General features: G+C 61.5%; 15 protein-coding genes. 6 read left to right on the forward strand and 9 right to left on the reverse strand.

Going from position 1 to position 13,718, the window contains the following annotated elements; all coding sequences use genetic code 11:
* Nucleotides 1-94: 94 nt before the first annotated feature.
* The 9 genes from ACN0SW_RS04760 to ACN0SW_RS04800 all read right to left on the reverse strand — a co-directional run bounded on the left by ACN0SW_RS04760 (nucleotide 95) and on the right by ACN0SW_RS04800 (nucleotide 8,958).
* A complete protein-coding gene (locus ACN0SW_RS04760; RefSeq protein WP_417726764.1) occupies nucleotides 95-1,201 on the reverse strand; it encodes an NAD(P)/FAD-dependent oxidoreductase in 1,107 nt (368 codons plus the stop codon).
* A 2-nt stretch (nucleotides 1,202-1,203) separates the two neighbouring features.
* Nucleotides 1,204-2,226, reverse strand: coding sequence for a histone deacetylase family protein (locus tag ACN0SW_RS04765; RefSeq protein ID WP_417726765.1), 1,023 nt, complete (start codon nucleotides 2,224-2,226; stop codon nucleotides 1,204-1,206).
* Nucleotides 2,223-2,702 carry a GNAT family N-acetyltransferase gene (locus tag ACN0SW_RS04770; protein ID WP_417726766.1) on the reverse strand — a complete coding sequence of 160 codons (480 nt, stop codon included), beginning with the start codon at nucleotides 2,700-2,702 and terminating at the stop codon, nucleotides 2,223-2,225. Before ACN0SW_RS04770 ends, ACN0SW_RS04765 begins: the two co-directional genes overlap by 4 nt.
* Before the next feature lie 3 nt (nucleotides 2,703-2,705).
* The gene (locus ACN0SW_RS04775) at nucleotides 2,706-3,632 is read right to left on the reverse strand and encodes a 3-keto-5-aminohexanoate cleavage protein (protein ID WP_417726767.1); all 927 of its coding nucleotides are present in this window, start codon (nucleotides 3,630-3,632) and stop codon (nucleotides 2,706-2,708) included.
* A 5-nt stretch (nucleotides 3,633-3,637) separates the two neighbouring features.
* A complete protein-coding gene (locus ACN0SW_RS04780; RefSeq protein WP_417726768.1) occupies nucleotides 3,638-4,990 on the reverse strand; it encodes an aspartate aminotransferase family protein in 1,353 nt (450 codons plus the stop codon).
* Between the two features lie 4 nt (nucleotides 4,991-4,994).
* Nucleotides 4,995-6,065, reverse strand: a complete 1,071-nt coding sequence (locus ACN0SW_RS04785; RefSeq protein WP_417726769.1) for an ABC transporter ATP-binding protein — start codon at nucleotides 6,063-6,065, stop codon at nucleotides 4,995-4,997.
* Between the two features lie 63 nt (nucleotides 6,066-6,128).
* On the reverse strand, nucleotides 6,129-7,271 hold the full coding sequence (locus ACN0SW_RS04790) for an ABC transporter substrate-binding protein (RefSeq protein WP_417726770.1): 1,143 nt from the start codon (nucleotides 7,269-7,271) through the stop codon (nucleotides 6,129-6,131).
* 35 nt (nucleotides 7,272-7,306) lie between these two features.
* On the reverse strand, nucleotides 7,307-8,092 hold the full coding sequence (locus ACN0SW_RS04795) for an ABC transporter permease (RefSeq protein WP_417726771.1): 786 nt from the start codon (nucleotides 8,090-8,092) through the stop codon (nucleotides 7,307-7,309).
* On the reverse strand, nucleotides 8,092-8,958 hold the full coding sequence (locus tag ACN0SW_RS04800; protein ID WP_417726772.1) for an ABC transporter permease: 867 nt from the start codon (nucleotides 8,956-8,958) through the stop codon (nucleotides 8,092-8,094). Before ACN0SW_RS04800 ends, ACN0SW_RS04795 begins: the two co-directional genes overlap by 1 nt.
* 109 nt (nucleotides 8,959-9,067) lie before the next feature.
* Between ACN0SW_RS04800 and ACN0SW_RS04805 the strand changes: the two genes are divergently transcribed.
* The 6 genes from ACN0SW_RS04805 (at nucleotide 9,068) to ACN0SW_RS04830 (ending at nucleotide 13,669) form a co-directional block, all read left to right on the forward strand.
* The gene (locus tag ACN0SW_RS04805) at nucleotides 9,068-10,027 is read left to right on the forward strand and encodes a LysR family transcriptional regulator (RefSeq protein WP_417726773.1); all 960 of its coding nucleotides are present in this window, start codon (nucleotides 9,068-9,070) and stop codon (nucleotides 10,025-10,027) included.
* A 324-nt stretch (nucleotides 10,028-10,351) separates the two neighbouring features.
* On the forward strand, nucleotides 10,352-10,915 hold the full coding sequence (locus ACN0SW_RS04810; protein WP_417726774.1) for a NifU family protein: 564 nt from the start codon (nucleotides 10,352-10,354) through the stop codon (nucleotides 10,913-10,915).
* Complete coding sequence (tsaB, locus tag ACN0SW_RS04815) at nucleotides 10,905-11,483, forward strand: tRNA (adenosine(37)-N6)-threonylcarbamoyltransferase complex dimerization subunit type 1 TsaB (RefSeq protein ID WP_417726775.1); 579 nt, start codon at nucleotides 10,905-10,907, stop codon at nucleotides 11,481-11,483. The genes ACN0SW_RS04810 and tsaB overlap by 11 nt, the downstream gene beginning before the upstream one ends.
* Nucleotides 11,473-11,889, forward strand: coding sequence for a GNAT family N-acetyltransferase (locus ACN0SW_RS04820; RefSeq protein ID WP_417726776.1), 417 nt, complete (start codon nucleotides 11,473-11,475; stop codon nucleotides 11,887-11,889). The genes tsaB and ACN0SW_RS04820 overlap by 11 nt, the downstream gene beginning before the upstream one ends.
* Nucleotides 11,890-11,996: 107 nt before the next feature.
* On the forward strand, nucleotides 11,997-12,911 hold the full coding sequence (locus ACN0SW_RS04825; RefSeq protein WP_417726777.1) for a sulfite exporter TauE/SafE family protein: 915 nt from the start codon (nucleotides 11,997-11,999) through the stop codon (nucleotides 12,909-12,911).
* The gene (locus tag ACN0SW_RS04830) at nucleotides 12,911-13,669 is read left to right on the forward strand and encodes a TIGR02186 family protein (RefSeq protein WP_417726920.1); all 759 of its coding nucleotides are present in this window, start codon (nucleotides 12,911-12,913) and stop codon (nucleotides 13,667-13,669) included. Before ACN0SW_RS04825 ends, ACN0SW_RS04830 begins: the two co-directional genes overlap by 1 nt.
* Nucleotides 13,670-13,718 lie beyond the last annotated feature (49 nt).

Genomic DNA, 13,718 nt, shown 5'->3' on the forward strand with positions numbered 1-13,718 from the left:
CGCCCTGCCGGGGTGATCGTGACCAAAGGGGCCGTCAACCTTCAGACGCCGCGCCGCGCATTAGGGCATATGGCAAGTTCGGCCCGCCTGCCCCTCACTCCGTCGCCGCCGCAAACCGTCCCGGCACCATCCCCGCCACTACGGCATCGGATACATCCGGCGTGCTGCCCGCAATCAGCGCCGCTGTCAGTCGGGACAACGCGGGCGCGGTTTGTACGCCGTAGCCCCCCTGCCCTGCCAGCCAGAAAAACCCTTCGGCCTGTGGGTCAAACCCCACCACCGGGGTGCGGTCAGGGGCAAAGGTGCGCAGACCTGCCCAGCTATGCTCGACCCGCGTTACCGGCACGTTGACCGCCTGCTCGAACCGATAGAGCCCCTCGGCCAAGACCATATCATCGGCCCAGGCGTCATGCGGCTCAACCGGATCTTCGTCAGCAGGCGATACCATCAGCTTGCCCGCTTCGGGCTTGGCATACCATGTCTCAGCGATACCGCCAAAGATCGGCCAATGCTCGGTGTCAAACCCCTCGGGGGCCGGAATGATCGCAGCGGAACGCCGAAAGGGCTGCAAGCCTGCGCGCGGCACGCCTGCAATTGTCGCCACCTGATCCGCCCATCCCCCGGCGGCATTCACCACGACAGGCGCAGCAAAGCTGCCCTGCGCCGTCATCACTTGCCAGAGCCCCGCCTCTCGGGTCAGGTGCGTCACCGCAGCCCCGGTCACGATCTGACCACCGCGCGCCCGCAATATCCGGGCATAGCCCTGCAACAAGAGGTCCACATCGATCCCGCGCGCGTTGCGTTCGATCATCGCGCCTGCAATCCGGTCCGCCCGCAGGATTGGCACGATCTCTGCCGCCTCCTTGCCTGTCAGACGGTCAATGCCTGTCGATCCTTCAAGATAGGCATCGAGCACCGGCAGTTCCTCTTCCGTGGCGACCATCAATTCGCCCCGCGGGCTAAGCAACGGCTTGCTGCTAATCTCTCCCGGTTCCTCAAAAATCGGCTCTGCTACAGCATTCAATCCGCGCAGGGTGGCATTGCCGTAGTTGCGGATAAAGATGGCGGCGGATCGCCCGGTTGCGTGATATCCGATCTGTGGCTCAGCCTCCAACACCACGACAGCCGCACCGCTGCGCGCCAGTTCCGCTGCCGCACTGACGCCAGCAATCCCGCCGCCGATCACGATTACATCAGCCATGCTCACGCCTCCTCAAATCCTGTCAAAACCGATGTCAGATTCTGCCCCAATTCCTCGCAGAGATACCCGCCTTCCTGTACGAAAAGCGTCGGCATCCCAAGTCTGGCAATCGCAGCCCCGATGCGTCCAAATCCGGGCGTGGTGATCGCCAGCCCCCGAAGTGGATCGTTCTCATACGCATCGAGGCCCAGTGCCACAACCACCACGTCCGCCCCGAAATTCACGACCCGTTCCAACGCGACGTCGAGCGTTTTCAGATAGGCGTCGTCCCCGGTGCCGCGTGCCAGCGGCAGGTTGAGGTTGTAGCCGGTTCCGCGCCCGGTTCCGCGTTCGTCAGCGTGACCCCAGAAGAACGGATAAAAGCGCACCGGGTCGGCATGAATCGACACGGTCAGCACATCGTCGCGGTCATAAAAAATACCCTGCGTGCCGTTGCCGTGATGCACATCGACATCAAGGATTGCCGCACGCAGCCCCTTGGACCACAACCGCTCTGCCGCAATTCCGGCATTGTTGAGAAAGCAGAACCCCCCCGCCAGATCGCCAAAGGCATGATGCCCCGGCGGACGGCAAAGCGCATAGGCGGCCTGCTCTCCAGCGGCCAACATATCCGCCCCGGTCACCGCGGTCTGTGCCGACCAATAGGCGGCTTCCCATGTGCCCGCCCCAATGGGACAGGCGGTATCAGCCTGATGGTATCCGGCCTGACCCACGGCGGATTTGGGGTAATTGTCGCTGCGATTGGCAGGGTGAATGTTGGGGATCACCTCTTCGCCCGCGCCGTCGATGCGCTGCCAACGCGGGTAGATATTGCGCAGAAACGTAACATACTCCGGCGAATGGAGCGCGGCAATCGGGCCAAGCCCGGCATCCTGCGGCGCGACGACCTCACAGCCTGCCGCCGTGGCGCCTTCTGTCAGGCGCGCAATCCGTTCGGGCTGTTCCGGGCTAGGTTTGATCACCCCATTGGCCATAAAATGTTTGGGGTCATGCCGCCATTGCCGGTCATCAAAAATCGCCTTCATCCGTCCTCTCCCCTCAATCGCCGCATCGCCGCCTGTGGCAGGCGCATTTGCGTCGCCTGCTCCTGCGCCTCGAACCCCAACCGTTCGTAGAACCGCCGCGAGGCGGGCGTGTGGGCATAGACCGCCAGCATCATCCATTCCGCGCGCCACAGCGCGCCCGCCCGCTGCGCAACCTCTGCCAATAACGCGCGCCCCAGCCCCTGACCGCGCGCCGTTTCTGCCACCCAGAGGTCCGAAACATAGACACCAGCGGCCCCGCGCACCGTGGAAAACATCGGCCCAAAGAGCGCGGCACCAATCAACCCGTCCTCCAGCGCAAGCAGGCCATGTGCCGCCGGAATCTCCCCTGTCAGACCGGCGCGCAGCGCGTCCGGTCCCGCCACATGCGTGTCACCCAGATCATGGCTGAGCGCGCGCAAGGCCCGGTCCAACAGCAGCAGATCTTCCTCTGTCTCAATCGCGCGAAACTCTGCCATGGTTCAGATCGCCACCCGGTCCGCACCCTTGAGCCCCAGCAGCGCGCGCGCCTCGTCGGCGCTCACCACCACCCGGCCCAGCGCCTCGACAATGCCGCGCACCTTGACGACCTGCTCGGCATTGGAACGCGCCAGCGTGCCGCGCCCGATGGTCAGACTGTCCTCTAACCCCACGCGCACATGCCCACCCATCGCCGCCGCTTGTGCCGCCATCGGCATTTGGTGGCGTCCGGCAGCCAGCACGGAAAACATATAATCACCGCCAAAGAGCTTGTCCGCGATGCGCACCATATGCGTGAGGTTTTCAGGGTCTGCCCCCATGCCACCCAAAACGCCAAAGACGAACTGAATGAAATATGGGGCCTTGATCAGCCCGCGATCCGCGAAATGGCGCAGCATGTAGAGGTGGCTCAGATCATAGCATTCAAACTCGAACCGCGCGCCGCGCTCTTGACCCAGCTCGGTCAGGATACGGGCGATGTCACGCGGCGTGTTCTTGAACACCAGATCGTCAGAGCCTTCGAGAAACGGTTTCTCCCAGTCGTGCCGCCAGTCGGTGATGCGCTCGGCCATCGGGTAGAGCGCAAAGTTCATCGTGCCCATGTTGAGCGAGGCCATTTCGGGGGCAGCCTCTTTGGGCGCGGCCAATCTCTCTTCGAGGGTCATCGTCGCACTGCCCCCGGTCGAGAGGTTGAGCACCGCATCGCAGCCCTGTTGCAACCGGGGCAAAAAGGCACGGAAATGCTCGGGGTTAGCAGAGGGCCGCCCGGTCTGAGGGTCCCGCGCATGCAGATGCAAAATGGCCGCCCCGGCCTCTGCCGCATTGATCCCGGCATGGGTAATTTCATCGGCCGAAACAGGCAGATGCGGCGACATGGACGGCGTGTGGATTGATCCCGTCAGCGCACAGGTGATGATGATTTCACGCATGCCGCTCACACCACCCGGTCGAGCGCTGGGCGGATTTCCTCGGTGAACTCAGCCAATGAGGCATCCAGCATTTCGGTGATCTCATCCAGATGGGTTTCAGTCACGATCATCGGCGGCGCGACGATGATATGATCCCCCTCAACGCCGTCACGGGTGCGCCGCGAATAGACGATCAGCCCCTTGTCATAGGCGATCTGCACAAAGCGGTCGAAGGCGCGCAAGCCCTTGGGCAAAGGTGCCTTGGTGCCGCGATCCGACATGAATTCGAACGCCGTCAACAGACCTTTGCCGCGCACATCGCCGATGATGGCATAGCGCTGCATCAGACCGCGCAGCCGCTCTTGCAGCTTGTCGCCCATCCGCGCGGCATTGCCCACCAGATCCATCCGCTCAATCTCGTCGATCACGGCGAGGCCAGCAGCACACGCAAGCGGATTGCCCGCATAGGTGAAGCCATGCAAGAAGCCGCCGGCATCCAGCACCGGCTCGACCAGACGCTCATGCGCAACCATCGCGCCAAGCGGTATGTACCCTGCAGCAAAGCCCTTGGACATGACGATAATATCCGGGGCAAGGTTCCAATGCTCCGAGGCGAGGAATTTACCGGTGCGCCCCGCCCCGGTCATCACCTCGTCCAGAATGAAGAGCACGCCGTATTTGCGGCAAATCTCCTGCACACGCTCCATATAGCCGCGCGGCGGCACCAGCGCGCCGGTCGAAGCGCCGCCAATAGGCTCTACCACAAACGCCAGCACGCTGTCGGGACCTTCCTCCAGTATCTTCGCCTCCAGCATGTCGGCGTAATGCTGGCCAGTGGCCTCATCCTCGGGGTCCAACCCATCGAGATAGGCGCGCGGCGCGGGGATTTTCGGCATCGCCTGCATCATCGGCGCAAAGGGTTCTGTGAGCGGCGCATAAGAGGTGATGGCAAGCGCACCAAGCGTGCAGCCATGATAGCCGGGCGCGCGGCTGATGATCTTCCAGCGGCTGCCCTCGCCGATTGCCAGCGCATATTGCCGGGCCAGTTTGATCGCGGATTCCACCGCCTCGGACCCGCCCGAGACAAAGAACACCCGGTTCAAACCTTCAGGGCAGAGTGCTGCGGTCTTGGCGGCCAGCTTCTCTGACGCTTCGGTCTCGAAATGCAGGCGATAGCCAAAGGTGGATTTCTCCATCTGGCGGCGCATCGCCTCCAGCACATTCTCATTGGAATGGCCGATATTGCAGACCATCGCACCGCTTGAGCCATCCAGATAGCGCTTGCCATCCACGTCCCACATATAGACGCCGCGCGCCTGATCGAGCACCGGCTTGCGGTCGCGCCCCTGATAGAAAAGGTGAGAGGGTTTCACGTTCATTGTCTTATCCCGGTAACGCCGCGCAATCCTGCGGACGCAAATGCAGATGGACCTCCGCTCCCACCGCGAACGGGTGATCGTCGATCATGTTGATGGCTTGTAGCTGCGCATTACCCGCGCGCACGAAATACCGCACCGCCTGTCCTTGATAATCTACTGTTTCCACCGTGGCGGGAACCGAAATCACCCCCTCAGGTGCGGGCGATTTTGCAAGGAGCAGCTTTTCCGCCCGCACCACCAGCTTGGCCTTGCCAGTGCCGGTCAGGTTGGGGGCCTTGGCCGCAGGCACCAACACCTTGCCAAAGATGGCATCCTCGACCACAACACTCTCGCCGTGTTCAATGCAACGCGCCTCGGTGATGTTCGACGCGCCCAGAAAATTAGCCACAAATTCGCTTGCCGGGGTGTTATAGACCTCTTCTGGCCTGCCCACCTGTTCGACCCGCCCCTCGGACATGACGACGATCAGATCAGACATCGCCAGCGCCTCGGATTGGTCATGGGTGACAAAAACCGTGGTCACGCCAATCCGTTCCTGAATGCGCTTCAACTCTACCCGCATATCCTCGCGCAGGTTGGCATCCAGCGCCGAGAGCGGTTCATCGAGCAACAGCACGTCCGGCTCGATCACGATGGCCCGCGCCAGCGCGATGCGCTGCTGCTGCCCGCCCGATAGGGCCTTGGGGTAGCGATCCCCGACATGGGGCAGTTGCACCAACTCCAGCGCCGCCTGCACCTTGGCCGGGATTTCGGATTTCGACACGTTGCGGTATCTGAGGCCAAAGGCCACGTTCTCTGCCACGGTTTTATGCGGGAATAGCGCGTAGTTCTGGAACACCAGCCCCAGATTACGCTTGTAGATCGGCACGTCATTGACCCGTCTCCCACCGATCAGGATCTCGCCCTCGGTCGGATCAAGCAAGCCCGCGATCATCCGCAGATTGGTTGTCTTGCCACAACCCGACGGGCCCAAGAGCGTGACAAATGCACCCTCGGGGATCTCCAGCGTCGTGCGATGCACGGCGGTGAAATTGCCGAACCGCTTGACGATATTCTTCAGGGTAACGGCGCTCATCGGCGGTCTCCTCTCGGGGGTCATGGACCCCGCCCCGGCACAAGGCCGAGGCGGGGCATGCCATCAATACCCGCGCTGCACGCGGCTAAAGGTTTCTGACCACTCGGCCTCGTTGCCATTCCAATAGGTGGGGTTGGCAAAGGTCAGCGACGACAGCGTGCCGGCCGGATCATAGGCTGGCAGGGTCGGGATTTTGCTTCCCAGATCAACCTTGGTGCCATCCAGAGCAGGCGGATAGTTCTGCCCCTCGGCCACCGCAATCGAGGTCTCAGGCGACAGCATGAAGTTCAGCAGTTCTTCGCAGGCCTCAACCGGGCTGCCCTTGAGCACATGCAGACATTCCTGCCAGGCAAAGCTGCCGGGCGCGTCATAATAGCCAATGTCGTGGCCTTCCTGTTGCAGGGCGGCGATGCGACCCGACCAGCCTTCGGTGACGTAAATCTCTTCCTCGGCCAGCAGGCTCATCAACTCGGCCCCCGACGACCAGTATTTCAGCGCCAGATCGCGGTGGCTGCGGATCGCATCCCAGACCGCTTCCATATCCTGAATGTTGTTCGGATCTTGACCCGTCTGCAAGGCGCCGTACCAGATGCGCGTGCGCCACTCGCCCCAGCCGCCAATCTTTCCCTTATAGGCTTCGTCGATCAGGATGCTGGCGCCTTTCTCCTTCATCTCCTCATCAGAGATATACTTGCGGTTATAGGCAAGGCCCGTTGTGCCATAGTCATAGGGCACAGCCGACAGGTAATCGGGCGTCACGCCCCGGAACGCATTGGTCAGCGCGTCCATCACCAGCGACATATTGGGAATATTGTCGAGATTAAGCTCAACCGTCAGGCCAAAATTTACATACCGGGCATAGTCGAACACACCCGACAGATGCGCGATATTATACTCGCCCTCTTGGCTCGAACGGACCTGCGCCAGATACTCGTCGCTCCCGGCAAATGTGCCATCGACCACGGCAATCCCGGTCTTGGCGGTGTAGGGATCGAACGCATGCTTGCGGAACGCCTCGGACACGACCCCGCCCCAGCCGTCAAAGCGCACCTGCTTGACGTCCTGCGCGCTCGCGAATTTGGCAAAGGGCGTTTGCACACCATACGCCAGACCGGCGGCCCCAATCAGGCCCAGAAAATTGCGCCGGTCCAGATCGCCGTTGCGGTAACGATCCAGAAGTCTTTCATATCTCTTGGTATTATCCATTTCTCAGGTCTCCTTGTTGAGGGTTGTCGCGGTTCTCATGCGCCGCGTTTCATGGCTAATCTTCGGGCCACCGCCGCACCCAGCAGCGGAAGACCCACGGTCATCACGATCATCACCGTACCCAGAGCATTGATTTCCGGGCTGATCGAATTGCGCAGCATTGAGAAAATCTGCGTCGGCACCGTCTCGACCCCACCGGGTTTCCAAAAGAGCGTGCCGGTGATGTCATCGAAACTGATGGTAAAGGCAAAGAGCGCACCCGCCGCCACAGCTGGCAGCATGAGCGGCAAGGTCACGGCAAAAAAGGTTTGCACCGGGCTGGCGCCAAGGCTCAGCGCCGCCTCTTCCACGTCGCGCTTGATACTGACCAGCCGCGCCTGCACCACGAGGATCACAAAGGGCAGGGTGAAAATCACATGACCCGCCAGCAAAAGTGCGAAACTCTTGCCAATGCCCAACCAGTTGAGAAAGAGCAGCAGCGCCACCGCCAGCACCACCTCGGGCACCAGAATGGGCGCAATCAGAAGCGTGGTGATCGCATTACGACCGGGAATGTTGTAGCGCACCAACGCGAGGCTCGCCAAAATCCCCAATGTGGTAGAGATTACCGCCGTCATCAGCCCCAGCACGAGCGAGGTACGAAACGCCCGCATCACCGCGTCATTGTTCCACAATTCCTCAAACCAGCGCAGCGAAACCCCGGTCATCGGAAAACTGCCGAACTGATTGGCGTTGAACGACAACAGCACCACCACCGCCACCGGCAGGAACATGAAACCATAGACCAGAACGGTCCAGATGCGGATGACTTGCCAGCCCATCAACCCAGCCCCTTGGCCAGTTGCGCCATACCGAGATAGCGGTTGTAGATCGCCACCAGCAGGCCCAGCACCGCCAGCAGCAAGAGCGAGAGCGCCGAACCGAGCGGCCAGTTCAATTGCGTGATGATGGCCTCGAACACCAGATTGGCGAACATCGCATCGCGTGGCCCGCCCAAAATGACTGGCGTGATATAGGTCCCGGCCCCGAGAACGAAACAAAGCAGCCCCCCAGCGGCAAGACCGGGCAGCGAGAGCGGCAAAGTCACTTGGGTAAATGCCTGCCAGCGGGTAGCCCCCAGCGACGTGGCGGCATCCTCAAGATTGGTATCGATTCCCTCAAGGCTGACATAGACATTGAGCACCATGAACGGCAGCAGGAAATGCACGAGGCCGAGGATCACGGTGGCCTCATTATAGAGCATCTGGATCGGCTCACCGATGAGTCCGAGGCTGAGCAACAGCGTATTTAGCGCCCCCGAGGTGCCTAGAATATTGATCCAGCTCATCGTGCGGATGATGTAGCTGATCCAGAATGGCAGCATCAGAAGCAGCAGCAAAACCATCTTGTTGCCCCGCGACCGCGCGATGAAATAGGCCGCAGGATAGCCCATCAGCGCACAGATCACCGTCGTGACCGCCGCAATCTTGAGAGTGTTGAGCAGGATGTCACGATAGAACCGATCGCTCAGCGCTTTTTGCCAGTTATCGAGAAAAAATCCCACCTGATCCGCGCCCATCGCCGAGCGGAGCCAGAATGAATAGACCACGATGAACATCAGCGGAACCAGCAAGAGCAGCGTCACCGCCCCCAAGGCGGGCGACAACAGAATCCACGGCTGCCTCGCTTCGCGGGCCTCGACCGACATGCATCTCCCTTTCACGTTCTGCCCTTGATCTGCGGGCTTGCGGTGAACGTGCAAATTGAGCAATCATAAATCAAATAGATAATAGGAATTGTGACAATAGATGCTGCCTATGAATGATCGCAACAGCCCCGAACGTATCATGCGCGAGATGGACTGGAACCTCTTGCGTACCTTCGTGACGCTGGCCCAATCGCACTCTGTCACCGACGCCGCCAATCGCCTGCGCCTGACACAACCCTCCGTCTCTACCGCATTGAAACGGCTGGAAAATCGGGTTGGAAAACGGCTTATTCATCGCTCTCCGGGGCACTTCGCGCTGACCGAGGCAGGCGAAGTGCTCTACCGGGAAGCGCTCGATATTCAAGGCTCCATCCTGCGTCTCTCGACCCTGATGCGCGACATGACGGATGAGGTGACAGGCCATGTGCGCCTGTCTCTGGCCTCGCATGTGGTCTGCCCGGTTTTTGATCAGGTGCTGGCCGAATTCCATGCGGAGAACCCGCGCGCCACCCTGGCGATCGAGGTGCATTCCTCTGCTCAGGCCATTGAAACAGTGTCGGCGCGCTCGGCCTCCTTTGCCATCTGCCTTGTGCATCAGCGCAACCCGAAACTCGAATATATGCGCCTTTATCGCGAATTCTTCGGCTTGTTTTGCGGCCCGCCGCATCCGCTTTTTGGTCAGCGTGACCTGACCCGCGCCGATCTTGCCGGACGCTCCGCGGTCAGCTTTGAAACCGACCGCTTGCAGGATGCGCTTAAACCCGTGACCCTGATGCGGGCGCAGGCAGAATTGGGCGACCAGATCATCGCCACCTCCAGCCATCTCGAAGAGGTGCGCCGCATGATTATCGCAGGTCTCGGTGTCGGGCCCTTGCCGTTACATGTGGTGGCACGCGATGTGCGTGACGGGCTCTTGTGGCAATTGCCGCCCTATGATCAGACAGCGGCGGTCGACGTGCACATGATCTGGAACCCCCGCGCCGTGCTCAATCGGGCCGAACAATGGCTGCTTGACCTGCTTTTGGCCCGGATCGAAGCCACCCCCATCGAGGACCGGACCTATCGCTAGACAGGGGGCTCGCTGCGCCCTCTGCCAGCGATGGCCAAGGGGGGGGGACCGCATCCAATCCGGGTATGAGAATTTGAGGAACATGCCAACGCACATCCCACCACGCCCGTTGCGATGCCCTTGCAGCCTCCGGTCCGGCCAAACCGCCGACATGAGCGCACGAACAAGATGCCCGCCAACCCGTGGTTCAACCCGAATAACTTGGCAATATCGTTTCAGGCTGACCGCTGTTGCGCAGGGCCTCTGACAGCTTAGAATAGTTCTAAACCTTGACAGTGCAGAAGGCCGGGCGCATATCTGAAGCAACCACAAGAGGGCGCTGCCATGTTCATTCAGACCGAATCCACACCGAACCCCGCGACATTGAAATTCCTGCCCGGTCAAACCGTGCTCGATGCAGGCACAGCAGATTTCCCAAGCGCCGAAGGGGCCGAGAAATCCCCGCTGGCCGAGCGGATCTTTCGCGTTCCGGGGGTCTCGGGCGTGTTTTTTGGCAATGATTTCGTAACGGTGACCAAGGCTGAGACGACCGAGTGGGACCATATCAAACCCGCAATTTTGGGCGCGATCATGGAGCATTACCAATCCGGTCAGCCGGTCATGCTGGGCGAAGGCGGCGGCGCGTCCGGCCATGCCGAGCACAGCGGCGAAGATTCGGAAATCGTCAACCAGATCAAGGAATTGCTCGACACCCGCGTGCGCCCTGCCGTGGCTCAGGATGGCGGCGACATCACCTTTCACGGATTTGATCGCGGCGTGGTCTATCTGCACATGCAGGGGGCCTGTGCCGGCTGCCCGTCCTCGACCATCACCCTCAAGATGGGGATCGAGAACCTGCTGCGCCACTACATCCCCGAGGTGACAGAGGTGCGCCCTGTTGGCCTCTGAGCCGCTGACGCTGGGATTTGACACATCGGCCGCGCATTGCGCGGCCGCTTTGCTGCGCGGCGCGCGGGTCATGGCCACACGCGCCGAGGATATGGGCCGCGGACAGGCCGAACGCCTGATGCCACTCTTGCAGGAAATGCTGGACGAGGCCGACGTCACATGGCGCGACCTTGACCGGATCGGTGTCGGCATCGGCCCCGGCAATTTCACCGGCATCCGAATTTCGGTGGCGGCAGCGCGGGGTCTGGCGCTGAGCCTTGGCATTCCCACAATCGGCATCAGCACGCTTGACGTGATCCGCGCGCAGGATCGTGACGGGACCCCTTGTGTGCCCGCCCCGCGCGACATGGCCTATGTCCAAAGCAAAAACAGCGCGCCGGAATTGCTCGGGATGGACGCGGTTTCCGATCCTGCCCTGCCGCCTGCCCCGGCCGTATTGGCCGAATTCATTGCGCGGCTGGCCGCTCAGGCGCCCGAGAATGCCGCGCCTCCGGCCCCGCTCTATGTGCGCCCCGCAGACGCCGCCCCCGCGCGCGATGTGCCTCCGGTGATTCTGGATGACGCCTGAGGCGCTGGCAGCCTGCCACGCCGCCGCCTTCGCGGGCCAGAGCCGCGCGTGGACCGCAGCCGAATTCGCGGCGCTGCTTCAGAGCGCTTTCGTATTCACCGTGGGCGATGCGCGCGCCTTTGCCATGGGCCGGGTGATCGCGGACGAGGCCGAAGTCCTGACCGTGGCCACCGCCCCCGCTCATCGCCGTCAAGGGCTGGCGCAGCAATGCCTTGCAGAGTTTGAGGGCGCGGCACGGGCGCGCGGGGCGGGCATGGTCTTTCTTGAGGTGGCCGAGGATAATCCGGCGGCGCTCACGCTCTACCGCAACGCCGGGTTTGCCGAGGCCGCGCGCCGGACCGGCTATTACCCGCGAAGCGACGGATCGCGGATTGATGCCCTGATCCTGCGCAAGACGCTGGACTGACACCAAACTTGGCCTCATAGGTCCAGATTCAAGAAATTCATCAGGCCTGCGCGGCGGCACGCGTGCCCACTCTTGCAATACGCAGGGACATGGGGCTAGGAATTGCCATGCAGATTTACCTCCCCATAGCCGAGGTGTCGGTCAACGCCTTTCTCCTTTTGGGGCTGGGTGGAATCGTTGGGATTCTGTCGGGCATGTTCGGTGTGGGCGGCGGGTTTATCCTGACGCCGCTGCTGTTTTTTATCGGCATCCCGCCTGCGGTCGCAGTGGCGACCGGCGCCAATCAGATCATGGCCGCGTCCTTTTCCGGTGTCCTCGCGCATTTCCGGCGCAAGACAGTTGATCTTGAGATGGGAACCGTGCTGCTGATCGGCGGCCTCATCGGCGCAGGAATCGGCGTCTTTGTATTCAACTACCTCAAGTCTCTCGGTCAGGTCGATCTGCTGGTCAAGCTGTGCTACGTTGTCTTTCTCGGTGTCATCGGCGGCATGATGTTCATCGAGAGCCTGAACGCCATTCGCAACACCCGGCGTGGCGTCGCGCCCAAACGCAAGAAACATGGCTGGGTGCATGGCCTGCCATTCAAAATGCGCTTTCGCACCAGTGGCCTTTATATCTCGGTCATTCCACCGCTTCTGGTAGGGGTCAGCGTCGGTGTTCTGGCGGCGATCATGGGGGTGGGCGGCGGTTTCATCATGGTGCCCGCGATGATCTATCTCTTGGGCATGCCGACCAAGGTGGTGGTGGGCACCTCTCTGTTTCAGATCATCTTTGTGACCGCCTTTACCACCCTGCTGCATGCCATGACCAATTACACGGTGGATATTGCACTCTCGGTGCTCTTGCTGGTCGGCGGCGTGATCGGCGCTCAGGTCGGCACCACAATCGGCACCAAGATGAAGGCCGAACAGTTGCGCATTCTGCTGGCGATGATGGTCCTCGCGGTATGCATCAAACTGGCGTTCGATCTCTTGCTGATGCCCTCCGAGCTTTATTCGCTCGGTACGGCGGGGGGGCAATGATGCTCTGGCGTCTGGCCCTGTTGTTCAGTCTGGCCGCGCTGCCGCTGCGGGCCGAAGAGGTGGTGCTGGGCCTCAGCAAGGACAAGGTGGCGATCACCGCCACCTTTGAAGGCTCCGAAATCCTGATCTTTGGCGCGGTCAAGCGCGAGACACCGATCCCGGACGTGCCACTGGAGGTGGTGATCACCGTGGCGGGCCCGTCAGAGCCGGTCACCGTGCGACGCAAGGATCGCCGCTTTGGCATCTGGGTGAATACTGAAATGGTCGTGCTCGATGCCGCGCCCAGCTTTTATGCGGTGGCCACAACCGGCCCGCTCGAAAAGGTTCTGTCAGATACCGAGGATTTGCGGCACCGGGTGTCGATCTCCCGCGCGATCCGCTCGGTCGGCGCGGCCAGCATGGCCGAGGATGCCGAGCGCTTTACCGATGCCCTGATCCGCATTCGCCGCGACCAAGGGGCCTATGCCATGCGCGACGGGGCGGTGGCGCTGGATCAGGAAACGCTGTTTCGCGGCGCGATCCAACTCCCGGCCAACCTGACGGAAGGTGCGTATCTCACCCGGATATTCCTCACCCGAGAGGGCCGGGTGGTGTCGCATTTCGAGACTGTGATCGACGTGCAGAAAGTGGGGCTCGAACGCTGGCTCTATACCCTGTCACGACAGGAACCGCTGCTCTATGGCCTGATGTCGCTGGCAATTGCCATCGGGGCGGGCTGGGGGGCTTCGGCGGCATTTCAGGCGGTGCGGCGCGGTTGATGCCGCATCACACGGCGCACGTTTCACCCCTACCATACCCTTTTGACCA

The sequence above is a fragment of the Roseovarius sp. genome (genome assembly GCF_048262375.1).
GTDB lineage: Bacteria > Pseudomonadota > Alphaproteobacteria > Rhodobacterales > Rhodobacteraceae > Roseovarius.